Source organism: Clostridium sp. SHJSY1, from assembly GCF_031626875.1.
GTDB lineage: Bacteria > Bacillota > Clostridia > Clostridiales > Clostridiaceae > Clostridium.
The window spans coordinates 33,380-57,235 of sequence record NZ_JANDMF010000028.1 but is presented as its reverse complement, the minus strand read 5'-3'; the positions used below and the strand labels follow the sequence as shown (position 1 = coordinate 57,235).

Genomic DNA, 23,856 nt, shown 5'->3' with positions numbered 1-23,856 from the left:
ACATCTCTTATATCAGCTGGTAAATCTACCCCTAATATTCCTGTTGCTACTTGTGTTCCTGTTCCTAATAGTGTTACATCTTCTGTATAGTTTCCATATATAATTTGGTTTAATGACTTCTTAAAATAGCTTTTTTGAATATTTGTTGAATTTCCAGATTCGCTTATTCCAGAGCCGTCACTTATAGCTATATCTTTTGCATTTTTGTACTTTATTTTAGAAGTAATAAGTGAAGAAGATATAAAAAGACCAGCTTATGAAGCAAGAGAAGCAGAACTACATGACCAGGCAACAAGGTTAAAAAGTGCTATAGAGCAAGGTTTAAGAGAAGGAAGAGAAAATGGAAGATTTAAGTCAAAAATTCGGGCAAATCTTTCAACCAATTTTCAAAACTATCACAATACACTTCAAATGAATCCTTATCTTCATAATAGTAATATACTTTAGATTGACTTCCTTCGTTGGAATTTAAGCAAAAATAATCTCCGTTTCCTATGCCATAAAATGGTATCATGCTAGATTTCCAATTTCCATTTTTCATTTCATATTTATAAACTTCTTCTATACTATCGTTTCCATTTGTATTTCCTTTTGAAACATTATATATATCTCCTGGAAACGACCATTCAGACATAAATTCAATGAAATACTTGAATTCATTACTAAATGTACAATTTAAAAATTTAGATAATTCTTCCCATTCCGTTTCAGTTGGCTTATCAAATTTTTCAGATTCTTTATCTAAGACATTTTTTAGTATAACTTTAATTTCATTGTAATTCATATTAATAAAATACCTCTTTTAATAATTTCTAAATGATTCTATCCCGCCAATATTATTATACTATATACTTCCCTAAAAATTCAGTTTAAGAAACCCATGCTATAGAATATAATTAAATGGTGGTGATTAAGCTGATAAAGAAAAACAATAGTATAGACAATGGATTTATAATGTCACCAGAAAATGAAAAAATAAAGAAAGCTTGTAGTATTTTAGAAGTAATAAGTAAAGATGATATAAAAAGAGCAGCTTATGAAGCAAGAGAAGCAGAATTACATGACCAGGCAACAAGGTTAAAAAGTGCTATAGAGCAAGGTTTAAGAGAAGGAAGAGAAAAGGGAAGAGCAGAGGGGATAAAGGAAGCAAAAAGAGAAAATGCAAAGAATTTTCTAATGGTTGGTGCAGATGTAGAATTTGTTTCAAAAGGAACAGGGCTAACAATTGAAGAAGTTGAAGAAATCAAGAAAAGCTTAAATTAGTAGGAGAGATTGGATTTAGGTAAAGATGAAAGCTCAAGTAGATAATTAAAATAATTATCTGTTTGAGCTCTTCTTCTGAAAGGGAAATTTAAATTTCTGCAGAAGAATACACTTTTTGAAAGTCCATTAAATAACTAAATTTTTATTTCAAAACTTTAAGAAAAAATAGGACTATGCAGATTAACCATATTAATAATAAATAAATTTATAAATTTTCACAAAAGCAAAATATATAAAATTATTTTAAGACTTATAGACTTGTTAAGTAATATTGGTTTGTGGTAGATTGTTATGTGTTTAAATAAAAAAGATTGATATTTAAAAGAAATTATGGTACAATTAATTTATAAAAAAGATTCTTAATAGATATGTGCATTTCTCCTTTAAGAGAATTATATAAATCAATATATTAATCTTTTAGTCAATTTAAAAGGAGGAATTAAATATGGAAGATAAAACTTTAGTATGTAGAGATTGTGGAAATGAATTTGTTTTCACAACTGGAGAACAAGAATTCTACAAGGAAAAAGGATTTGAAAATGAACCAGTAAGATGTTCAGATTGTAGAAGAGCTAAGAAACAACAAAATAACAGAAGATAGTTTATGATTATTTTAAGAGTTATAAGTTTTTTTGTAACTCTTTTTTATATGTAATCTGAAAACATTAGACTATATTCAAAATGGGTGATAAAGATGATACAAAATTTACTGCATTTTTTGTTTTTATAGTAAAAAATAAAAAATGTATGGGTTCTTAAGTGGTTAATCCCTAAAAGCTACTTTCCAAATTGATATATGTTATATAATAATTAAGTGAAATATATTTCTTTCACTTAGGTAATCATCAAAAGAAAAGGGCTATTTTATGTAGATCTACACAAAAGGCCCTTTTTACTTGTATGTCGTCTATACTCCTAGTAGAATGTAAATTCTATTGAAGCTAAAAAGTAGTAAATTTCTATTAATTAAAAGAAGAAAACTTAACTTAAATTGGCTATAATATTCATAAGGGAGTTGAACTAGTTACAGCCAATAATTACAAGGATATTGCAAAGTTAAAGGCTATTAGATAATTTACGATAATTAGTTATATACATTAATATTTAAATATAATACATGTGAAATTAAAAGGATTTACCATTTTTAAATTCTCATAGATAAGATTTCATACCCAACATGAAGTCTTATTTTTTAGTTAAAAAATTTAATATATGTTATAATAAGTCAAAAAGAAGTTGTGAATTTATGGTACATGGAATATGGAATACTAAAATAAGTAGGTACAAAAAATGGATAAGGATTTCCAATGGATAAAATTAATTTTAGGTGGTATAAATTTTCTTCATAACTGATAAATATCATATTAATGGCTTACCTTTTGTAATAATGTTTATATTAGGCAATGTAGTTATGGTAATACTTGATATTGTATTTAGAAAATCATTTAAAGAAAATTTGATAACAATGTTAGGATACTATCTTCTATATATAACTTTTAGTGAAATCCCATCGTTAAATATATAGTTAACTTCTTAAAATAAATATAGTAACAGTTGAGTATAAACTCTTATTATTTAAGCAGTTTACATTTTATTTCTTGGAAAATTGTGTAAAATATGTTTATAAATAAATTTTTAAGGAGGAGTTTTTATGAAAAAATTGGCTTTAGCTTTAGTTTTATTTTCTACATTAAGTATTGGGGGAATAGCTACTTCAGCAAATGCAGAAACTACAAAAACTAATCAAAATTCAACTCAAAATGTTAATTCATTAATTAAATCACTTGCTCAGGAGTATGGTTGGATATGTACTCATGATGGAGTTGGTGTTAATCTTAGAGCATCTAAAAGTACAAGTTCTAAGGTATTAGCTAAAATTCCTGAAGGTACAAAAGTAAAACTTTTATCTGGTGTAGTTTCTGGTTGGTACAAAGTTCAATATAATGGGCAAATTGGATATGTTTCTGCAAGTTATGTAGTGGATGAAAATGGAGATGGCCCTGGATTATAAAATTTATTATAAGTGTTTCAAATAAAGATATAAAAAGTCATTGCTTTAAACAATGGCTTTTTATATTCACTAAAGTCATATTTAATTCTATTTAATCTAGAATTGAAACCGTTTAAATTTAAGAGTAAAATAGAACTAAATAAAGTTAAATTTTATGTTACGTATGATAAAAAATATTATATAAAGGAGAAGTTTATGAACGAAAAAATAATAAAACTAAAATTTATTGGAGATTTGGAAGATGTAACTTTTAGTACTGAAGAAGGATCAACTTTTAAAATTAATGTTTTTGAGATGAATAACCTAAAATATTGGCTTCAAGATAAATCCAGTTCAATAGTCATATCTTGTGAAGATGGTTCAGAGTTAGCTTTAAATAAATATACAATACAGTATGCTAATATTTATAAATAACTAATTGTTTTTATATGAAATAGTGATAATACATAAACCACCTGTAGTTAAAACAATTTTCAATTGCAAAACTGTAGGTGGTTTTATTTTGTTAAATCAATTACTTGAACGAAGTCGCTAAAAGCCAACCGCCCCGTATGTAAATTCAAAAACTCACAAATCACTTCAATATTTATATATTTATATATTTATTAATATTTAAAAGCTTTATTTCTTAAAATCATATAACTTATTCTGTTTTAGGACATAAAATCCCCCTCTCCATAGATAAGTACTTATTTACTTTTAACCTTATTTATGGTGGCAAAGTACTTCGAGGCATTATTTTACCTATCTTTATTAAATTTCCCTTCTCACAATTTTTACACTTACCTATTTTAATTCTAGTTAATTTAAAGAACAGCTCTGCTGACGATAAATTTTCTGCTTCTTTAGGTTTAACCCTAAATATTTCCTTACATCGCTTGAACTTTAAATTTTTATTTCTATTAGCCAATATACCATAATGTCTTATCTTTACTAATCAAGGATATGGATAGTAAACTTTCTAATAAATTCTGATGGCTTTAAAGACATCATTTTTCTTTGTTTTTATCTTTATAATCTCTCCATTTAAATACTACTTTTTCATTATCAACTTTTATAGTTCTATCATCAGATATTGCAATCCTATAAGTATATCTTCCTAAATATTAAAGTGCATATTCCATACTTCTAAAAGGTGCTTTACTGTAGACAATCAAATGATCCTTAAATAAATTAAATTTATCTCTTGATGATAACTCTCTAATTTTTTTAGGAAAATTAAGTTTTTTAGCTAGGTAAAGTTCATTTAAATAATATAGAAATTTTCCTCTAAATTTTCTTGATAAAACTTTTACAGAAATAAAAAATTTCTTTTTCGATTTTATTCATTTAGTATTATTAAAACTTAATCCACTTCCAGGCACTATACAGTGAATATGTGGATGAAACATTAAATTCTGTCCCCAAGTATGCAATATTGTTGTAAATCCAATATCAGCATTTATATACTTTTTATCCTTTATCATTCCTTTAAAAGGTGTGTAAAATGTAAGAAGTGAAGTTCCTTGAGAAAGAACCTCACTTCTTATTTTTTTTATATAAATTTTAGTTTAATCAATAACTCAAGTCATCGCTTTTAGCGATTTAGTTCAAGATAGATTTAGCGAAATCATAAAAACTCAAATAATTACTTAACTGGTCTTGGATTTATATATACTTCTGATTTACCAAGAACTACAAGCTGGTAGCTTGGTTTCAAAGGTACTAAATTAAAACTTTTTATACTAGGTGACAATCTTAAAGACTGCATTATAACGAAATTTTCATCAAAAACAAGTAAATAAGCATCTTCGTTTTGAGAAATATTTGTAATATCATAAAGATTTTCTGTTGAAACATTCAAATCAGATAATTTATAAACGCCTTGTTTTAAAACATTACTTGAAGTTACAGCTAATGTTGTTATTCCAAGTAAATTGAATGATAAACATAAAAAAGTTAAGAATAAAATAATAAATTTCTTCATCACACAACCACCTTTCAGATATATTTTGTGTAACAGATATTATATTATTCCATGCGTTACTTTAAAATCACAGTATTGTTTTCATCTGCAAAATTTTCTATTACTTCAACAATAAATATAGACCCTTCTGTTAAAAACTCGTTAGGCACTTTTTCAAGTACCACTTATATATTTTTGGAAATATTATGTTTTTATGCATTTAACTTCAGTAATCGTATACATAAAGTATGTAGAATTCAAGCCGAAATATATAATAGATTTAATAATATAATTTTAATTTAACATTTTTTATGAAAAAGAAAAATTATTTTGAGGTGGGAACAAATGAAAAAAACTACAATTAAAACAAAAATCATAGTAATACCTGTTATTGTAATAATGCTTTCAATCCTATTCATAAGTATTACATCTTCATTATATATTAAGCATTTATTAAAAACTCAATTACATTCAGATGTGATTACCCTTTCAAATCAAATAGTTAGTGAAATTAATAATAATAATATGTCTTTAAAAAATATTAATTTATTATTAGAAGATAAACTTTTTTCAGCTGCAAACATTTTAAAGTCGAGACAAAATGAGTTAAGCAGTCCTTATTTAAAAGAACTTGCAAAAAATTTAGGAATAGATGAATTATATTATTATAGAGACAATACTATTCTTTATTCTACAGTTGATTCATATGTAGGATGGAAACCAGATAATGGACATCCTGTAATGAATTTTGCAAAGAGTGGAAAAGAGCAACTTGTAGAAGAAATACGAAAGGAGTCAGAATCAGATAATTATAATAAATATGCATATATGAGATTTCCAGATGGTAGTTTTGTTCAAATAGGAATAAGAGCTAATGCGGTTCAAAAATTAACAGATTCTTTTAATTATCAAACATTAGCTGAAAATTTAGCCAAAAAAGAAGGATTTGTATCTGCAACTATATTAGATAAAGATTTAAAAGGAATTGCTTCTTCGGATGAAAATAATATAGGAACTTTATTTGATAAAAATAATGCCCCTGAAGCTGTCCAATCACTTAATGGAAAGATTAGCATGGAAGAATACACTAATAACAAAATACTAAAAGTAGCAGTACCCATAAATGTTGATGGACAGATAAATAATGTACTTTTAATGAATATTTCAATGGATAATATTTATTCAGAGATGAATAAGACTATTATTGTCAATTCAATATTTAGTATAGTTGTATTTATTATTATTTCGCTAATATTATTTAATACATCAAATTATGCCATAAAATCGATTAATAAACTTAAAGAATTGCTAGGCATAATTTCTTTTGGTGATTTTACTAAGGAAGTTCCAGATGAATTATTGAAGAAAACAGATGAATTTGGAGAAATCAGCAAATCTATAGATGTAATGAGATCTTCTATAAAAGAAATAGTAAGTAAAACTGGAAATATATCAGATAAAGTAGCAGCATCTTCTGAAGAACTAACAGCAAATACTAAACAAGTTTCTAATTCTGTTAATGAAGTATCAAGGACAATAGATGATATTGCAAAAGGGGCTATTAATCAGGCAACACAAACAGAACTAGGTGCTACGAATATAAGTCATTTGGGAGACTATATTTTAGAAACTCAGAAAGTAATAGATGATTTAAATATAGTATCAAATGAAGTGGGAAAATATAAAGAAGAGGGAATAATAGTCTTAAATTATTTAGTAGAAAAAACAAATAAAACATTTGAAGCTACTACAGAAATAAAAAATGTTATAAGTGAAACAAATATAAGTACTGAAAAAATTCAGGATGCAAGCAAAATGATTAAAAGTATAGCAGATCAAACAAATTTATTAGCTTTAAATGCTGCTATTGAAGCTGCAAGAGCTGGTGAATCAGGTAAAGGATTTGCAATAGTTGCAGATGAAATTAGAAAATTAGCTGAAGAATCAAATAGATTTACTGATGAAATATCAAAAATAATTCAAGATCTCATAAGTAAAACATCAAAATCAGTAAGTGAAATGGTTATTGTAGGAACTATTGTGCAGGAGCAAACTTTAGGCGTTAAAGAAACAAAAAACAAATTCGAAGATATTTCTAATGCAATAGATAAGATGAAATTTCAAATTAACAGTTTAAATGAATCAAGCACATCTATGATAAAACAAAAGGAAAAAATGATAAATGTTATTGAAAATTTATCAGCTATTTCAGAAGAAAATGCAGCTGGAACAGAAGAAACAGCAGCATCAGTAACAGAACAAACAAAATCAGTCTATGAAATAGCAGAATCTAGTCAGGCATTAGCAGAATTAGCGAAAGAATTAAAAGATAGTATTTCAAAATTTAAATACTAATCCAAATATGTAATACACTGTACACTTAACAAGTAATTAGATTCTTATAAAATAAAGATTCTAATTACTTGTTTTTAATTATCTTAATTATTTTTTTATTTTTAGACTACAATAATATATTCTGTAGATATAATAAAGATTTAAAACCTTTAGCTGTAGAGTATAATGATAGGTTGGAAAAAATCAAAGAAAAAGATGTATTAACCATAGTTTCAGCTAATAGTCCTCCATTTTGCTATTTAAATCCTGATACAGGTGAAATTACAGGCATAGATGGAGAGATTATACCACCACCCCTATACTCTAATTAATATATCATTTATAGGGTGAACTTTAATAATAGAACGCTTTAATTTTATTCTAACCATGTTATTTTTATAAAAAAACATGAATAAAAAATACTTATAACAAGAGGTGAATTAAATGCAAATACTTTTAAACAAGGTATTTATGCTGTTTCGTCTGAACATGAAGGGATTTATCGTAATATTAAACTTGTAACGCCAAATAAATCTGCTACTGTTACAATACTTGACTCTACTAATACTCAAATATTGTTTGTAAAACTTAATAATATAAATGAGTATTTAAAAGTTGGGCCTATAAAAAAAGGAGAAACTTTAATTATATGTGGTGAAGGTGAAGTATCTATAACACATTAAAAATTCACGACATTATTTGTTGAATTTGCGATAAATTATCAGAATATTTGCAGTTTTTTGTTATTATATATATAAATAATAACTATTTTTTAGTATTAGTAATTCAAGGAGGAATAAAAAATGAAAAAAATAAAATTATTATGTTTGGGAGTATTAATATCATTTACAGCAGCTGCTGCGTCAACTGGGATATCTGCTAAGGCTGCAACTCAATATACTGTAAAAGCAGGCAAGACTACTTTAGCAAGTGCAGTAGCAAAAGTAAAGAGTGGAGATACAATTGTAATTGATGGGTCTGTAACATCAGGAACTGTAAAAATTTCAACATCAGGAATTACAATAAAAGGAATAAACAAAGCAAAAATTGATTTTAAGCAAACTGCCGTTGGGCAAAAAGGATTAGATTTTTCAGGAAACAGTAATATTGTTCAAAACTTAGAGGTATGTAATGCTGGTGATAATGGTATATATGTTAGTGGAAAAGGAAATAAATTTTACAATTTAGAAGTACATGATAATAAAGATTCAGGATTCCAAATATCAAATGGTGGAGATAATTCTTATTTATATAAAGTTCACTCTTACTTAAATGCAGATGCCCCAAAAGGAGAAAATGCAGATGGTTTTGCAATTAAACTACACTCTGGAAAAGGAATAATTTTAGAACAGTGTGTTTCAGAAAGAAATTCAGATGATGGATATGATTTATATGCTGCACATGGAGCTGTAACATTTAAAAACTGTCAAGCTTTAAATAATGGTAATGCAAAAGGTTATAGAGGAGATGGAAATGGATTTAAATTAGGCGGAATAGATAATAAAACTCCAGGAAAACCTGCTCATGCAGATGCTTTAAATCATTATTTAATTGGTTGTATATCAAAAGGGAATACTAAAAATGGATTTGATAGAAATAATCAAACTGGAAATGTGATTATGGAGAAATGCACAGCAGAGTCTAATAAAGGATACAATTATTACTGGCCATCAAAAGGAACTCCATCAGCAATAGGACATGAAATAAAATTTGGTACAGCATATATTAAAAATGGTTGTATTTCAATTAATGGTAAAAATAAACTTGATGGAGCTTCAGTAACTAACAGTCCAACTGTAAAATAATTAGTACATAAGTATGCTATTTAGATAATAAGTGTCTTAAAATGAGAGTTAATCATCTTAAGACACTTATTTTTATTTATTGTTATTGTATCCACATACCAAACTGGTTCTTCTGTAATGTAAGAACTTTTGACATATAACACTGATTTTGTATTCAACTCATATTTTTCACTAAAATCTTCAATAACTTTTTTTGAAATTTCAATTATTTCCTATATTAATCTTTCTTGTTGAAAAATTAAAACCTGCTGTTAAATTTCACCTTTTTATATACAATAACATCTATTCCTTTACTTTTCATATCTTTTATGCAATTTCTTATTTATTTCAATATATACTTCCCTAAAAATTCAGTTTAAGAAACCTATGCCATAGTATATAATAAAGATAGAATATAATTAAATGGTGGTGATTAAGCTGATAAAGAAAAACAATAGTATAGACAATGGATTTATAATATCACCAGAAAATGAAAAAATAAAGAAAGCTTGTAGTATTTTAGAAGTAATAAGTAAAGATGATATAAAAAGACCAGCTTATGAAGCAAGAGAAGCAGAACTACATGACCAGGCAACAAAGTTAAAAAGTGCTATAGAGCAAGGTTTAAGAGAAGGAAGAGAAAAGGGAAGAGCAGAGGGGATAAATGAAGCAAAAAGAGAAAATGCAAAGAATCTATTATTGATAGGTATAGATGTTGAGCTTATTTCAAAAGGAATAGGATTAACAGTAGAAGAAGTTGAAGAAATCAAGAAAAGTTTAAATTAAACAAATTATATTTACTCTATAAAGTAGAATATAAAAAATCTATTTTATAGAGTATTTTTATATTAGAAGGAGAAATAAAAATTCATGAGAACAAAAGATGTGCATAATTTCAATTTAAGTTCAGAAGAAGAATTTAAAGAAATACAAAATAAATTAGCAAAAAGAATAGAACTAAAAAATTCATTTAAAAAAGATGAAATTAAATTAATAGCAGGAGTAGATTTAGCATATTGGGAGAAAGATGATAAACATTATGGAGCTTGCTGTATAGTTGTAATTGATTATAATACAAAAGAAGTAATAGAAAAGGTAGAAAGCTTTGGAGAAATAACAGTGCCATATATTCCAGGATTCTTAGCTTTTAGAGAATTACCACTAGTAATTGAAGCTGCAAAAAAATTAACAGCAGATCCAGATATATTTATGTTTGATGGAAATGGATATTTACATTTTAATCATATGGGAATAGCAACACATGCATCATTTTTCTTAGACAAACCTACAATAGGAATAGCAAAAAGCTATTTAAAGATAGATGGTATAGATTTTCATATGCCAAGTGAAGAGACAGGTTCATATAAGGACATTATCATAAATGAAGAAGTATATGGCAGAGCTCTTAGAACTAGAGAAAAAGTTAAACCTATATTCATATCCTGTGGAAATTTTATAGATTTAGATACTACAATGGATATAACATTAAATTTAATCAATAAAGAAAGTAGACTACCTATACCGGTTAGATTAGCAGATTTAGAAACTCATGATGTAAGAAGTAAATTAAAATACATATAGATTTTGTATTATTTAAGTTTAAGAAAGTTTTATTATGATCCACTGTGTTAATGCTAGTATAGTGTATAAGTGGCCCATATATATGGAGAAGAATATAAGAATATATATGGAGAAGAATAGGGATGTAAGTAGATTTGTTTTACACAAATCTATCTACATTCCCTAAGAATATGCTAGCAAAGGGAGTTATATTTTTGAAACTTCAAAATCAATACGTACTTCATTATATCCATAAATATTAATAAATATTGATTTAGCTCCAACTTCTTTAAATAAAGATTTATTTAAAATAATTTTACCATTATCTACTTTATAAGTATTTGATTGACCTGTTTGACTAAATTCAGATACATTTTCTCCGTTCAATTTAACATTTATACCAGAGAAATCCTTAGGTAACCCCTTAATAACAACATCATTACCAATATAATATTTAGTTTTTTCTAATGAAAGATTAAGAGTTTTATTCATATTAACTTTTACTTTAACAGTTTTATATCCAGAAGCAATAATAGTTATCTCATTATCTCCTGAAGAGAATCTTTGTGAAATATTTTTAAAATCAATGCTTTCATTTGTTAAACTATACTCATTTTTATATAATTCAGTTCCATTTACTTCTATATTAGTAATGGAATTTGTCCAATTAGCATTAGCTTCAAAGTTTATTTTAACCCCTTTCTTCCAATCAGAATAAATGACTTTAGGTGTTGGTGCTGAGTTTGATAGCAGTTCACCCAAATCAAAAGGTTCACCTAATTTTCCATCTTCAAGAACATATTTTACTTCAAAAGTATCTACATAATGAGTTTTACCTCCATCTTTAACATAATTCTCAAAACTCAAAATTTTCCCATTAACTAAAGATTCTGATACCTTATTAACAAAATCATTCCAATCATAAAGAACTTTTGAGTTTTCATCTCTTAATGACTCCTTTCTTACACTATTCCACCATGCAAGAGTCTCTTTGGATTCAGCTGTTTCAAGTCCCTGATCTTTTAAAATAATTGCATTTGCAATTTCATCAAATCTAAAAACTAAAAATGCTGGAACTGTAGCTGCATTTGTTTTTGTTGCTGATGATATTACATCAACTTCATTGAAATTAGTTGGGCTTTTTTTATATATATTAGATACTTTTTTAGCAATAGATGATAATTTATTAACAGCTTGTCCATTTTCATCCTCTGCTATAAATTTAATAGATGAATCTTCATATCCATACATTTTCACTACTAATTCGTGTTGTCCTGCATCTTTAATAGCTCTATCATTAAGAGTAATTAAATAGTTTATAATACTATATTCATCTTTATTTAAACTTTGTCCATCTAATAGCACATCATATATAGGATTGTTAAAAACATATGAAAATGCATTTGTATCAATTTCAAAATAATTTTTGCTATTTAATTTGATAGGATATGAATCGCCTTTAATTAACAGTTTAGGGGCGGGTTTTATAATATCAATATTTAGATTTATATCATTATAGCCATCAGCAGAAATTTTAACTTTATAAATTCCATTGCCTTCTATTTTTTCAGTCTTTAATATTAGTTTTCCAGCTTTTTTTTCATATCCAATTTCTTCTCCCATCATAGGTAAACCATCTAACTTTACTACTGTTATTTTTGAAATAGCAGCAACCCATTTTGAATAATTATCATTATTATTATCATATGAAAGCTCTGCATTAGACCCAAAATTAACTTTAACAACCTTCATATAATTTGAATCAGTTGTATTTGAATTGTTGTTTATTGAAAAAGTTGTTTTTTGAGGAAAATATCTTATCTTTCCATTTTCGTCATATTGTGTATTATAATAATCCCAAGCTTCTAAGGATGTTTTTGTAAAAACTTCATAGGGAGCTGCAAGAGCAGTATTGGATGATATGCATAAAATTGTTGCAATAATTAAGTAAATTTTCTTTCCTTTCATTTAATTCATTCCCCTTTTTTATTTAAATTATTTAATCTCATATAGTACACTTTTTCCTGTAGATTTCTGCTTTATTACTAATTTTTTTTCTCCATCTTTCAATTCATGTTTAATTACATTACCTTCAGTTGAAACTTTTGTAAAGGTAGTAGTAATATCTTTTCCATCAAACTCATATGAATAATCCTCTATACTTCCTTCTTGAAATAATATTGAAAGATATTTTATAGGTCCAACTGAATTAATTTGAATTCTTTTTACGAAAGTGTTTTTCTCTAAAGCTTCACTTCTTTGTTTTTCCTCACTACTAATATTTTTAATTTCTCCATTAGGTCTATCGTTAGTAGGCTTATTGTCTTTATTTTCTTCCTTAAAATTTTCAACTTTTGTATTTTCTATAGCTACTTTTTCATTTTTTGCAGTAGAATTGATTAAGCTTTTTCCTGAAGCTGACATTAATGATATTCCAGTGATTGTAAAAAGTGCAGTAGCTAATATTAATATTCTTTTTATCATTAATTTTCTCATTTATCTTCCCCCTTTTTTAATACAAAGATCCATAACTTGCATAATGATATTTAGTGAAATTTTCATTATATTACTTAATATGGATTAGTCAGTAGTTATTATATACTAAATGAGAATAATAATCAAATTCGTTTTATCGTTTCTCTTTTAAGAAGGAACAATAGAAAAGACACCAAATATCTTATTCATAGACGTTTAGGAAGAAGTCCTTTAAAAAGCAAATAAAAAAGTATAAGACAAAAAAATAAGCTATCCATAAAAAATGAATAGCCTTTTGGCATAAAAATATGACCATATTTATAAAAAAATAATTTCCTATTATTCAACATATCCTTGAGGATGATTTTTAAGCCATTTCCAAGCAGTACTGATAATAGTTTCAACATCATTAAATTCTGGCTTCCATCCAAGTTCATTAATAGCTTTTTCAGATGAAGCTATTAACACTCCAGGATCACCAGCTCTTCTTGGAGCAACTTCTGCAGGAATAGCATGTCCAGTTACCTTTCTAGCAACTTCAACCATTTCCTTAACAGAGAATCCAGTACCATTTCCTAAATTATAAGTAGCACTTTCTCCACCAGCTTTTAATCTCTTAAGAGCTAAAGAATGAGCTTTAGCCAAATCACTTACATGAATATAATCTCTAATACATGTGCCATCCTTAGTGTCATAATCATCACCAAACATCATAATTTTTTCCCTATTACCTAAAGCAACATCTAAGATAAGAGGAATTAAATGAGTTTCAGGAGAATGATCTTCACCAATCTTACCATTAACATGAGCACCAGCAGCATTAAAATATCTTAAAACAGTATACTTAATTCCATAAGCATGGTCACACCAACGTAAAATCTTTTCAACCAATAATTTAGATTCTCCATATGCATTAGTTGGAACAGTTTCACTATTTTCAGTTATTGGAATAAATTTAGGTTCACCATATGTGGCAGCAGTAGAAGAGAATACTATATTCTTAACTCCATGCTCCTTCATAGCCTCCAATAAATTAATAGTTCCATACACATTGTTATTAAAATACTTTAGTGGTTCACTCATACTTTCACCAACAAGAGAGTATGCAGCAAAATCAATAACAGCATCAATTTTATTTTCAGTGAATACCTTATTTAAAATTTCCTTGTCCCGTAAATCACCAACATAAAGTTTTCCACCTAGAAGAGCATCCTTGTGGCCTTTTTCCAAATTATCCAAGACTACTACATCTTCATTACTTTCTAACAAATGAGCTACCATATGACTTCCAATATAGCCAGCTCCCCCACAAACGAGAATAGACATAAAAAAACCTCCTTAAAATTCAATACTTTAATCAAAATTCTATAAAATATCCAAAAAATATTCATTAATATGGATAACACTATTATAAATTGGGATTATGTCAACAAAATGTCACAAAATATAATTGCATACACTTATTTATAAAAATGTACCACCAAATTAATTTAAGTGCTCAAAGCATTTGTTTCTAGTATTTACAGTTGTTCTATATTTACTTTATCACTATATCAAAAATGTTTAAATAGAAAAATGAAAAAATACATAAAAATAGAATTGTGTAATATAATGGAGAAAAAAGAATAATGATGGTGAATATGGGGAAAAACATAATACTTAACAAAATATAGAAAGAATGGTATAATAGTTCTCGATACGCAAGGGAAAGTTGAATTATTTTAGTAACAAATATGGAGGAAAATAATGAACGAAGAGAACATAAAAATAGAAGATATAGTAGATGCCCTGAAAAGTAGATGGCAGCTTATTCTAGGTATTACATTAGTAGCAGTTATAGTGGCTACAGTTGTAAGCTTTTTTATAATTAAACCAAAATATCAAGCCAGTACAAAGTTATTTATAGGTAAGGAAAGTGGAGAAACAGCTGATGAAAAATACAATAATACAGATGTTCAAATGTATCAAAGCTTATTAAAGACATATGCAGATGTTGTAACAACAAATGATCTAATCACTAGAGCAATCGATGAGAAAGGATTAGATGTAAAAGCAAGTACTGTAAAATCAGGACTTAGTGTTGAACCTTTAGCAAGTACTCAAATACTTACTATTACATATAAAAGTGGAAATCCACAAGAATCTAGGGATGTAGTGGAAGCTATAACTGATGAGTTTATAAAAACGTCAAATGAACTAATTGCTAATGCAAATGTAAAAGTTGTAGAAAGCGTTACATTACCTGAAAGTCCAGTGAGTCCAAATAAGAAACTTAATATAGCTATAGCATTAGTATTAGGATTTATGGTAGGTGCAGGATTATCATTATTACTTGAATTCTTGGACAACACCTTTAAGGATAAACAACAGGTGGAAAATATAGTAGGTATCCCAGTGCTTGGAGCTATACCTAATACAGAAAGCGTAAATTAAAGGAGTGTAGGATGTTTATAGTAGAGAAGAAACCAAAGTCAATTACGGCAGAATCATATAGAACATTAAGAACAAATATACAGTATTCCTCATTTGATGAAGAGATAAGAACAATAGTTGTTACAAGTTCAGAACCAGGTGAAGGTAAGTCTACAACGGCAGGAAATTTAGCCTTATCATTTGCCCAAACAGAGAAAAACACTATAATCATAGATTGTGATTTAAGAAAACCTGCATTACATAAACAATTTAGAATTTCAAATCTAGTAGGCCTTTCAGATGTATTAATAGGAAAAGAAAAAATTAATTCAGCAGTACATGAATATAATAATCATTTAAGTGTACTAACTTCAGGGAAATTACCACCAAATCCAGCAGAAATGCTAGGGTCTAAGGCCATGAGCAAGCTTTTAAAAGAACTTAAAGATTACTACGATATTATAATTTTAGATTCAGCTCCACTTCATGCTGTTACTGATGCACAAATACTTTCAACTAAAGCAGATGGAACAATATTAGTAGTAAGAGCAGAAAGAACAAAGAGAGATACAGTTATCCAAGCAAAATCTCTATTAGACAAAGTTGGAGCTAATATATTAGGAATCGTATTAAACGGTATAGAGAATACTAGAAAAAAATATTATTACTATTATGGAAATGAGGGTAAAGAGTAGTATGATAGACATTCATTCTCACATTTTGCCAGAGATAGATGATGGCTCAAAGGATAGAGTTATGACATTGGACATGCTTAGAGAGGCAGAAAAAGATGGAATTACTGAAATCGTTGCAACACCTCATTTTTGCAGGGGATATGGAGAAACCCCTTATGATGAAGTTAAAGAAATGGTAGAAAACCTAAATAAGATAGCAGCTTATGAGGGAATTAATATAAATGTGAATTATGGACAAGAAGTCTATTATTCAGAAAATATGATAGAGGATTATAAAAATGGAATAATAGGGACCATTAATGATTCTCGATACATGCTTTTTGAACTTCCTATGGAAAAGTTTGAAAGTGATGTGTTTGACATAATATATGAACTTCAAGTACTTGGAATAGTACCTATCTTAGCTCATCCAGAAAGATATAAATTCATAATGGAGGAGCCTTCTTTTATTAATAAATTTGTAGATGAAGGAATACTATTTCAGATGAATGCAGGTAGTATAGTTGGAGATTTTGGAACTAAGGTTAAAAAGACTGCAGGTATATTGCTAGAGAATGGAATATATAACTTTATAGGTTCAGATGCTCATAATAATACTAATAGAAGAGCAAATATTTCAGAAGGCATTAAGTTAGCCATAGAAAAAAATAAAATGTATAGAGATTTTTTTGAAGAGAGTTCTATTAAATTACTTAAAGATGGGGAAATAGAATTTCGAGGAGATAAAATCAAAGCGAAAAAATCCTTTATGTCATTTTTTAGATAGATAAATTGTTTTAACTATAGGTGTAGGAGGGGTAAAATTGCAAAATGCTAAGTTGTCAGAAGAAGAGTTAGTATATGAGCAGAAGTATGAGGAAATAAGCATTGGTTATGCATTTGTTAAAAGATTAATAGATGTGATTTGCTCATTTTTGGGAATTATTGCATTAAGCCCTGTTTTTCTAATTGTTAGTATTGCTATAAGAATTGAAAGTACAGGAAAGGCGATATTTGTACAAGATAGAGTAGGGTTTGAAGGTAAAGAATTCAAAATGTATAAGTTTAGGTCCATGGTACAGGACGCTGAAGATCTTAAGGATAAGCTTAAAGAAAAAAATGAAATGAATGGACCAATGTTTAAAATTAAGAAAGATCCAAGGGTTACTAAGGTGGGAGCATTTATTAGAAAGACTAGTATTGATGAACTGCCACAGCTTATTAACGTATTAAAAGGAGAGATGAGCCTAGTGGGACCGAGACCATCACTTCCAGAAGAAGTTAAAGAATTTGAACCTTGGATGATGGAAAGGTTTAGTGTTAAGCCTGGGTTAACATGCTACTGGCAGGTATCTGGGAGAAATGATATAGGCTTTTATGAATGGATGGAACTTGACATAAAGTATGTTAAGGAAAAAGGAATATTAGTTGATATGTCATTAATTTTAAAAACAGTTTCAGTACTTTTAGGTGATAAACATGCAAGTTAAAGGGGGATTTAGAGATATGAATATAGTAGTAGCAGGTACAGGGTATGTAGGATTAGTAACTGGAGCTTGTTTATCAGAAGTGGGACATAATGTTACTTGTGTAGATATAGATGAGAAAAAAGTCAATCTAATGAAACAAGGAATTTCACCTATATATGAGCCAGGATTAGACGAATTATTAGATAGAAATTATAGAAGTGGAAGGCTAGATTTTACAACAGATTATAAGAATGCATATAAAAATGCAGATATTATATTTATCGGGGTAGGAACTCCAGAGAGAGAAGATGGATCTGCTAACTTAAGTTATGTTTTTAGTGTATGTAAACAAATTGCAGAAAATATTGAAAAAGATTGCTTAGTTGTAGTTAAATCAACAGTTCCAATAGGAACTAATGATAAAGTAGAAGAATATTTAAAGGAAAATGCTAAAAATAGGGTTAGGGTTGAAGTGGCATCAAATCCAGAATTCTTATCTCAAGGAACAGCTGTTGTTGATACACTTCATGGAAATAGGATAGTAATAGGTGTTGAATCAAAATATGCAGAAAATCAATTAAGAGAAGTATATGAGAGATTTAATCAACCAATAGTTGTTACTAATAGAAGAAGTGCTGAAATGGTAAAGTATGCATCAAATGACTTTTTAGCTTTAAAAATATCATTTATCAATGAAATAGCTAATTTCTGTGAAATAGTTGGAGCTAATATTGAAGATGTAGCTAAAGGAATGAGTTTTGACCCTAGAATTGGAGATAAGTTCTTAAAAGCAGGACTTGGTTATGGTGGTTCATGCTTTCCAAAGGATACAAAGGCACTTCATTGGTTAGCTAATGATAATGGATATGAAATAAAAACAATAAAAGCAACTATAGAAGTAAATGAAAATCAAAAGTATAAAATGTTTAGAAAAGCAAAGCAAAGATTTGGTAGCTTAAAAGGTCTAAAAGTAGCTGTTCTAGGACTTACATTTAAACCAGGAACTGATGATTTAAGAGAAGCTCCATCAATACCTAATATTAGAAGATTATTAAGTGAAGGAGCAGAAGTTATAGCATATGATCCTGTTGGAGAAGAAAACTTCAAAAAATTATTACCAACAGAAATTGATTATGCTAAAAGTCCAGAAGAAGCATTAGAAAATGCAGATATGGTATTCATATTTACAGAATGGAAAGAAATAAAATCTATGGAAATAGATAAATATATAAATCTTATGAATACGCCAATTATATTTGATGGTAGAAATTGTTATGATATCGAAAAGATAAAAGAAAATGAAATAGAATACTATTCTATAGGAAGACAAGAAATATGCAATATAAGTAATAAAGCAAAGGAAGTTGCAGTAGCTGCAATATAGAAGTGTATTGATAGGTGTGGGAGGAAAATTTATGTTATGTGCTTTAATAATGGCTGGTGGTAAGGGAACAAGATTTTGGCCATTATCTACCGAGGAAAAGCCTAAACAATTTTTGAATTTAATTGGTGAAGATACCATGATACAAATGACAATAAATAGGATAAAGCCTATTATTCCAATTGAAAGGATATTTGTTTGCACTGGAGAAAAATATGTTCCTTTAGTAAAAGAACAGCTGAAGGAATTACCAAGTAAAAATATAATTATTGAACCAGAAGGAAGAAATACTGCTCCATGCATAACTTTATCTGCATTGATTATTAATAAAAGATTTAAAGATTCTAATATGGTAGTTTTACCATCAGATCATATAATAAATAATGAAAAAAATCTTAAAGAAATAATATATACATCAGATGAATTTCTAAAAAAGAATAATGAGGCTATTATAACTTTAGGCATAAATCCTACTAGAGCTGAAACTGGTTATGGATATATAAGATGTGGTAATAGTGTAGAAAAAATAAATAATTATACTATCTTAAATGTAGATAAATTTGTGGAAAAACCTAATAAGGAAAAAGCTGAAGTATATCTAAATGAAAATTCATATCTTTGGAATAGCGGAATATTTATGTGGAGAACAAGCAACATAATTGAAAAAATAAGAAAATATTCAAGTAAAACATATGAGGCATTAAGTTCTATTAATAATATAAATGATAAATTTTTACAAGAATTTATCAATAAAAATTATAGTAGTACAGAAGCAATATCTATAGATTATGCAGTATTAGAGAAATCCAATAAGATATATGTAATTCCTAGTAATATAGAATGGGATGATATAGGTACATGGAAATCTATTGAAAGATATAGAGAAAGAGATTGCAACGACAACTCGATTAATGGAAATACAGAATATTTGCAATCAAAATCCAATGTTGTAATTAATAACAAGAAAAAAGTAGTTATGATTGGAATTGAAAATATAATGGTTGCAGAAAACAATGAAAGTATTTTTGTTGTTAATAAAGATTATCTTAATAGATTACATAGTTATCAAGATAGCTTTTAGAATCATAAGGAGATAAGAGGATGAAAAAGATAATTCTGCATATAGCTCAATCAGATGGGGGAGTTTCTAAGTATCTACAAATGCTGTTTAAGTATTTTAATAGAAATGAATATGAACAAATATTAGTATGTTCTAAGCAATATGCTAAAGAAGAAAATATATATAGAAAATTAGTAGATAAAATAGAATTTGTTGATATGACTAGAGAAATTAACTTGAAATTAGATATTAAAGCTATTTATATATTATGTAAAATTATAAAAAAGTATAATCCCGATTTAATATACGTTCATAGCAGTAAGGCTGGAGCTTTAGGGAGAATAGCAAATTTTTATACAAGAAAGTCAATAATATATAATCCACACGGTTGGGCTTTTAATATGAATGTGTCTAAAAAAAAGAAATTGTTTTATGAACTAATTGAAAGAATTTTAGCTAAAAAGACAGATAAAATAGTAGCAATTTCTAATGCTGAAAAGCAATCTGCAATAAAACATAAAATATGTATTAATGATAAAGTAAAAGTAATATTTAATGGAATAGATATTAGTGAATATGAAAATAACTTGATTAAAAGTAGTGATAAAGAATTGTTGAATATTCCTGAAAATACAATAGTTATAGGAATGGTAGGGAGAATTAGTAGACAAAAAGCACCTGATACATTTGTAAGAATAGCTGCAAAAATAAAAAAAATAATAAGAAATGCATTTTTTATTATTGTTGGTGATGGAGATGAAAAAGAAGAAATTGAAGAATTAATAAGAGTTTTTGGTCTACAAGATTCATTCTTAATTACAGGATGGGTTAATGATGTGTATACATATATAAAAAGGTTTGATATAGCTATGTTAATATCAAGATGGGAAGGATTTGGGTTAGTTATACCTGAATATATGGTTTCTAAGAAACCAATAATTGCAACAAATGTTGATGCAATTCCTAATTTAATTACTAATAATAATGAAGGAATATTGATAAATGTTGATAATGTAGAAGAAGGAGTTAATGCAATTTTAAAAATAGTTAGTGACAATAATTTGGTTGATTTAATTACTAAAAATGCATATTGTAAAGTGAAGAAAGAATTTGATGTTAAAAGAGTTGCTAAAGAACATGAAAACCTAATAGATAGTATTTTGTGAAAAAGGAAGTTAATATAATTTTTATTTGCAATATAAGAGAATAGGTGGAAATATGAATATTGGAATTATAACAGCTGAAGTACCTTATCCTGATAATAGTGGGGGAAGGAAATATACTTGGGAAAGAATAAAGAGTTTAAGAAATCTTGGTAATAATATATATTTGTATAGTATAAAAGATGAAGAAGTATATTACAGTGATGAAAAAGAGTTAAATAGGTATTGTAGTAAAGTAAGGTTTTATGAAAGACGAAAAGGAAAATTAAGTGCTTTACTAAATAGTTATAGGCCTTATTCTGCTTTTTCAAGATATAGTAAAGAGATGAAGAAACAAATAAAAAGTGACATCCACAATGAAAAGATTGATGTATTAATTGTAGATATACCTCAACTAATGTACAATATTCCTTTAAAGTCCAGTGTACCTATAATTTTAACTCAACATAATATTGAATATAAAACATTTATAAACATAGGTAAAAAAAGTAACAATTTAATAAAAAAGATGGCATTTATATTTGAAGGATATAAACTTAAGAGATTTGAAGTGAATTGGTATAAAAAAGATATTATTAGTTTGTTTACATTTATATCAAAAGAAGATAAAGAATTTTTTGAAAAAAAATATAATAGAAGAACTATTCTAATACCAATGGGAGTGGACTATTTAGAGGATAATATAGAAAAAAGTACAACAAGCAACAAAGTCGTATTTTGTGGAAAAATGAGTTACTATCCAAATGAAGAAGCTGTAATGTGGTTCGCTAAATCTATATTACCAAAGATAAAGGATAGTTTAATTGATGTAAAATTTTATATAGTTGGAAAAGAACCAAGTAAGGAAGTACTAGATTTAAAAAGTGATTCAATAGTAGTAACTGGAATGGTAGATGATGTAAATAAGTTTGTGGATATGGCAGATATAGTTGTAATACCATTATTAAGTGGTGGCGGAGTAAAGATAAAGCTTTTAGAGGCTTTATCAAGAAGGAAATTAGTAGTTACTACACAAAAGGGAATTGAAGGGACTGAGTTCAAGGATGAAGAGCATGTTATAGTGGCAGAAAATGATATAGATTTTGCCAATAAGTGTGTTGAAGTATTAAAAAATATTGAAAGATATAACTACTTAACTGATAATTCTATAGAAGTGCTTGGAAAGAATTATAGTTGGAAGCATATAGGAGAAATCTATAATAAATCATTAAAAAAATTATGTGAAGAAAGGAGATAAAATGGAAAATTATATCAAGCCAGAAGTGTATATATTACATGAATATGATAGTAAAAGTCATTTTAGTGCACTATATAATAGTCATCAAAAAGGTAATATAGTAATTAAGGATTATATAATATTATCTAGATTAACCATAATAAAAAGATTTATCAAAGCGATTTTAAATAGAAAAAATGTATTAGAGGCATTAAAAACTTTCATAAAGGAAAGTTATAATACATTTAAATTAAAGAATATAGAAGATAGTATTTTGATAGTAGGTATTGCACCATATAACAAGTTATTAAACAGATATCAAAATGTATTTAAAAAAAATAAATCTATATATTTCACATCATGGCAGGAGTGGAATGGAAATTCATTTCCTAGAGGAAAAATAAATAATAAAAATAAATTTGAAAAAATATTAAAAAGCAATTTTTATTCTGTAGCATGTGTAAGTAAAAAAACACAAAATGAGGTAAGTAATTTTTTTGAAAAAAGTGAAGTTGTAAATCATTCTATTAATATAAAAGAGTATTCGAAAAAAAAATTATATAATGTAGAAATTGGAAGAAAGAAAATTATTTATTTAGGACAATTAATTAAAAGAAAGAATATAGAAATGATCCTGAATTATATGAATAGTAACTCTGAAGATATAGAAGTGGCGTTTGCTGGAAGTGGAAAATTGACTAGCGAAATAATTAGTAGGAGTCAAAAAGACAAAAGAATAAAATATCTAGGAATATTAAAAAAGGATGAAATAAAAACAGTGTTGAAAGACTATGATTTTTTAATATTGCCATCAAAGGATGAACCATTTGGAATAGTTTTAATTGAAGCATTGGCAAGTGGTATTCCTTGTATAGTATCAAATTGCTATGGACCTATAGAAATAGTGAAGGATGGGTATAATGGATATATTTTTGATAAGAATAGTAAATTGGATTTTGAAAAAGTAATGAATAAAGCAATTAATTTAGATTATAAAAAATTTAATCAGTTATCTAAAAATTGTCTTAAAGCATCAGAGGATTATGATTGTGATTTTATTTTTAAAAAGTGGGAAAATTTAATAAATTAGAATAAAATTAAGAAAGGTT

26 protein-coding genes are annotated in these 23,856 nt (G+C 27.2%); 18 read left to right on the top strand and 8 right to left on the bottom strand.

Annotation, left to right across the window (positions count from 1 at the left end):
• Nucleotides 1-349: 349 nt before the first annotated feature.
• On the bottom strand, nucleotides 350-784 hold the full coding sequence (locus NNC19_RS13420; RefSeq protein WP_310939176.1) for an SMI1/KNR4 family protein: 435 nt from the start codon (nucleotides 782-784) through the stop codon (nucleotides 350-352).
• A 116-nt stretch (nucleotides 785-900) separates the two neighbouring features.
• Here NNC19_RS13420 and NNC19_RS13415 point away from each other — a divergent pair, with 116 nt between their 5' ends.
• The 4 genes from NNC19_RS13415 (at nucleotide 901) to NNC19_RS13400 (ending at nucleotide 3,688) form a co-directional block, all read left to right on the top strand.
• Nucleotides 901-1,263, top strand: coding sequence for a hypothetical protein (locus tag NNC19_RS13415; RefSeq protein ID WP_310939175.1), 363 nt, complete (start codon nucleotides 901-903; stop codon nucleotides 1,261-1,263).
• Nucleotides 1,264-1,708: 445 nt separating this feature from the next.
• Nucleotides 1,709-1,864 carry a zinc-ribbon domain-containing protein gene (locus NNC19_RS13410; RefSeq protein ID WP_310939174.1) on the top strand — a complete coding sequence of 52 codons (156 nt, stop codon included), beginning with the start codon at nucleotides 1,709-1,711 and terminating at the stop codon, nucleotides 1,862-1,864.
• 1,050 nt (nucleotides 1,865-2,914) lie between these two features.
• The gene (locus tag NNC19_RS13405; protein ID WP_310939173.1) at nucleotides 2,915-3,274 is read left to right on the top strand and encodes an SH3 domain-containing protein; all 360 of its coding nucleotides are present in this window, start codon (nucleotides 2,915-2,917) and stop codon (nucleotides 3,272-3,274) included.
• A gap of 195 nt (nucleotides 3,275-3,469) precedes the next feature.
• Nucleotides 3,470-3,688 (top strand): hypothetical protein, encoded by a 219-nt coding sequence (locus NNC19_RS13400; protein ID WP_310939172.1) that lies wholly within the window; start codon nucleotides 3,470-3,472, stop codon nucleotides 3,686-3,688.
• Nucleotides 3,689-3,983: 295 nt separating this feature from the next.
• Here NNC19_RS13400 and NNC19_RS13395 read toward each other — a convergent pair whose 3' ends face one another.
• The 4 genes from NNC19_RS13395 to NNC19_RS13385 all read right to left on the bottom strand — a co-directional run bounded on the left by NNC19_RS13395 (nucleotide 3,984) and on the right by NNC19_RS13385 (nucleotide 5,240).
• Nucleotides 3,984-4,184 (bottom strand): hypothetical protein, encoded by a 201-nt coding sequence (locus NNC19_RS13395; RefSeq protein ID WP_310939171.1) that lies wholly within the window; start codon nucleotides 4,182-4,184, stop codon nucleotides 3,984-3,986.
• A gap of 79 nt (nucleotides 4,185-4,263) precedes the next feature.
• Entirely contained in the window at nucleotides 4,264-4,332 is a 69-nt protein-coding gene (locus NNC19_RS23515; protein WP_396136428.1) for a hypothetical protein, read from the bottom strand.
• A gap of 267 nt (nucleotides 4,333-4,599) precedes the next feature.
• A complete protein-coding gene (locus NNC19_RS13390) occupies nucleotides 4,600-4,740 on the bottom strand; it encodes a transposase (RefSeq protein ID WP_310939170.1) in 141 nt (46 codons plus the stop codon).
• Nucleotides 4,741-4,901: 161 nt separating this feature from the next.
• Nucleotides 4,902-5,240 carry a hypothetical protein gene (locus NNC19_RS13385; protein WP_310939169.1) on the bottom strand — a complete coding sequence of 113 codons (339 nt, stop codon included), beginning with the start codon at nucleotides 5,238-5,240 and terminating at the stop codon, nucleotides 4,902-4,904.
• A 324-nt stretch (nucleotides 5,241-5,564) separates the two neighbouring features.
• On the opposite strand from NNC19_RS13385, the gene NNC19_RS13380 reads away from it, so the two are divergent.
• The 5 genes from NNC19_RS13380 to NNC19_RS13360 all read left to right on the top strand — a co-directional run bounded on the left by NNC19_RS13380 (nucleotide 5,565) and on the right by NNC19_RS13360 (nucleotide 10,918).
• Entirely contained in the window at nucleotides 5,565-7,574 is a 2,010-nt protein-coding gene (locus NNC19_RS13380; protein WP_310939168.1) for a methyl-accepting chemotaxis protein, read from the top strand.
• Nucleotides 7,575-7,747: 173 nt separating this feature from the next.
• On the top strand, nucleotides 7,748-7,885 hold the full coding sequence (locus NNC19_RS13375) for a hypothetical protein (RefSeq protein WP_310939167.1): 138 nt from the start codon (nucleotides 7,748-7,750) through the stop codon (nucleotides 7,883-7,885).
• A gap of 471 nt (nucleotides 7,886-8,356) precedes the next feature.
• Nucleotides 8,357-9,358 carry a right-handed parallel beta-helix repeat-containing protein gene (locus tag NNC19_RS13370; RefSeq protein WP_310939166.1) on the top strand — a complete coding sequence of 334 codons (1,002 nt, stop codon included), beginning with the start codon at nucleotides 8,357-8,359 and terminating at the stop codon, nucleotides 9,356-9,358.
• Nucleotides 9,359-9,760: 402 nt separating this feature from the next.
• Nucleotides 9,761-10,123, top strand: a complete 363-nt coding sequence (locus tag NNC19_RS13365) for a hypothetical protein (RefSeq protein ID WP_310939165.1) — start codon at nucleotides 9,761-9,763, stop codon at nucleotides 10,121-10,123.
• Between the two features lie 84 nt (nucleotides 10,124-10,207).
• The gene (locus tag NNC19_RS13360) at nucleotides 10,208-10,918 is read left to right on the top strand and encodes an endonuclease V (protein ID WP_310939164.1); all 711 of its coding nucleotides are present in this window, start codon (nucleotides 10,208-10,210) and stop codon (nucleotides 10,916-10,918) included.
• Between the two features lie 186 nt (nucleotides 10,919-11,104).
• On the opposite strand, the gene NNC19_RS13355 is transcribed toward NNC19_RS13360, so the two are convergent.
• The 3 genes from NNC19_RS13355 to galE all read right to left on the bottom strand — a co-directional run bounded on the left by NNC19_RS13355 (nucleotide 11,105) and on the right by galE (nucleotide 14,698).
• Nucleotides 11,105-12,865, bottom strand: a complete 1,761-nt coding sequence (locus NNC19_RS13355) for a hemoblobin-interacting domain-containing protein (protein ID WP_310939163.1) — start codon at nucleotides 12,863-12,865, stop codon at nucleotides 11,105-11,107.
• Nucleotides 12,866-12,892: 27 nt separating this feature from the next.
• Entirely contained in the window at nucleotides 12,893-13,393 is a 501-nt protein-coding gene (locus NNC19_RS13350) for a hypothetical protein (protein WP_310939162.1), read from the bottom strand.
• Nucleotides 13,394-13,711: 318 nt separating this feature from the next.
• A complete protein-coding gene (gene galE / locus NNC19_RS13345; protein ID WP_310939161.1) occupies nucleotides 13,712-14,698 on the bottom strand; it encodes a UDP-glucose 4-epimerase GalE in 987 nt (328 codons plus the stop codon).
• 420 nt (nucleotides 14,699-15,118) lie between these two features.
• Here galE and NNC19_RS13340 point away from each other — a divergent pair, with 420 nt between their 5' ends.
• Genes NNC19_RS13340 through NNC19_RS13300 form a run of 9 tightly spaced genes read left to right on the top strand, consistent with a single transcriptional unit; the run spans nucleotide 15,119 to nucleotide 23,837 of the window.
• Nucleotides 15,119-15,805, top strand: a complete 687-nt coding sequence (locus tag NNC19_RS13340; protein ID WP_310939160.1) for a Wzz/FepE/Etk N-terminal domain-containing protein — start codon at nucleotides 15,119-15,121, stop codon at nucleotides 15,803-15,805.
• An 11-nt stretch (nucleotides 15,806-15,816) separates the two neighbouring features.
• Entirely contained in the window at nucleotides 15,817-16,479 is a 663-nt protein-coding gene (locus NNC19_RS13335; protein WP_310939159.1) for a CpsD/CapB family tyrosine-protein kinase, read from the top strand.
• A gap of 1 nt (nucleotide 16,480) precedes the next feature.
• Nucleotides 16,481-17,245, top strand: a complete 765-nt coding sequence (locus NNC19_RS13330) for a CpsB/CapC family capsule biosynthesis tyrosine phosphatase (RefSeq protein WP_310939188.1) — start codon at nucleotides 16,481-16,483, stop codon at nucleotides 17,243-17,245.
• Between the two features lie 52 nt (nucleotides 17,246-17,297).
• The gene (locus NNC19_RS13325; RefSeq protein WP_396136427.1) at nucleotides 17,298-17,948 is read left to right on the top strand and encodes a sugar transferase; all 651 of its coding nucleotides are present in this window, start codon (nucleotides 17,298-17,300) and stop codon (nucleotides 17,946-17,948) included.
• Between the two features lie 16 nt (nucleotides 17,949-17,964).
• On the top strand, nucleotides 17,965-19,311 hold the full coding sequence (locus NNC19_RS13320; RefSeq protein WP_310939157.1) for a UDP-glucose/GDP-mannose dehydrogenase family protein: 1,347 nt from the start codon (nucleotides 17,965-17,967) through the stop codon (nucleotides 19,309-19,311).
• A 31-nt stretch (nucleotides 19,312-19,342) separates the two neighbouring features.
• Entirely contained in the window at nucleotides 19,343-20,389 is a 1,047-nt protein-coding gene (locus NNC19_RS13315) for a mannose-1-phosphate guanylyltransferase (protein ID WP_310939156.1), read from the top strand.
• 20 nt (nucleotides 20,390-20,409) lie between these two features.
• A complete protein-coding gene (locus tag NNC19_RS13310) occupies nucleotides 20,410-21,534 on the top strand; it encodes a glycosyltransferase family 4 protein (protein WP_310939155.1) in 1,125 nt (374 codons plus the stop codon).
• 52 nt (nucleotides 21,535-21,586) lie between these two features.
• Complete coding sequence (locus NNC19_RS13305; protein WP_310939154.1) at nucleotides 21,587-22,768, top strand: glycosyltransferase; 1,182 nt, start codon at nucleotides 21,587-21,589, stop codon at nucleotides 22,766-22,768.
• 1 nt (nucleotide 22,769) lies between these two features.
• The gene (locus NNC19_RS13300) at nucleotides 22,770-23,837 is read left to right on the top strand and encodes a glycosyltransferase family 4 protein (RefSeq protein ID WP_310939153.1); all 1,068 of its coding nucleotides are present in this window, start codon (nucleotides 22,770-22,772) and stop codon (nucleotides 23,835-23,837) included.
• Nucleotides 23,838-23,856: the final 19 nt, after the last annotated feature.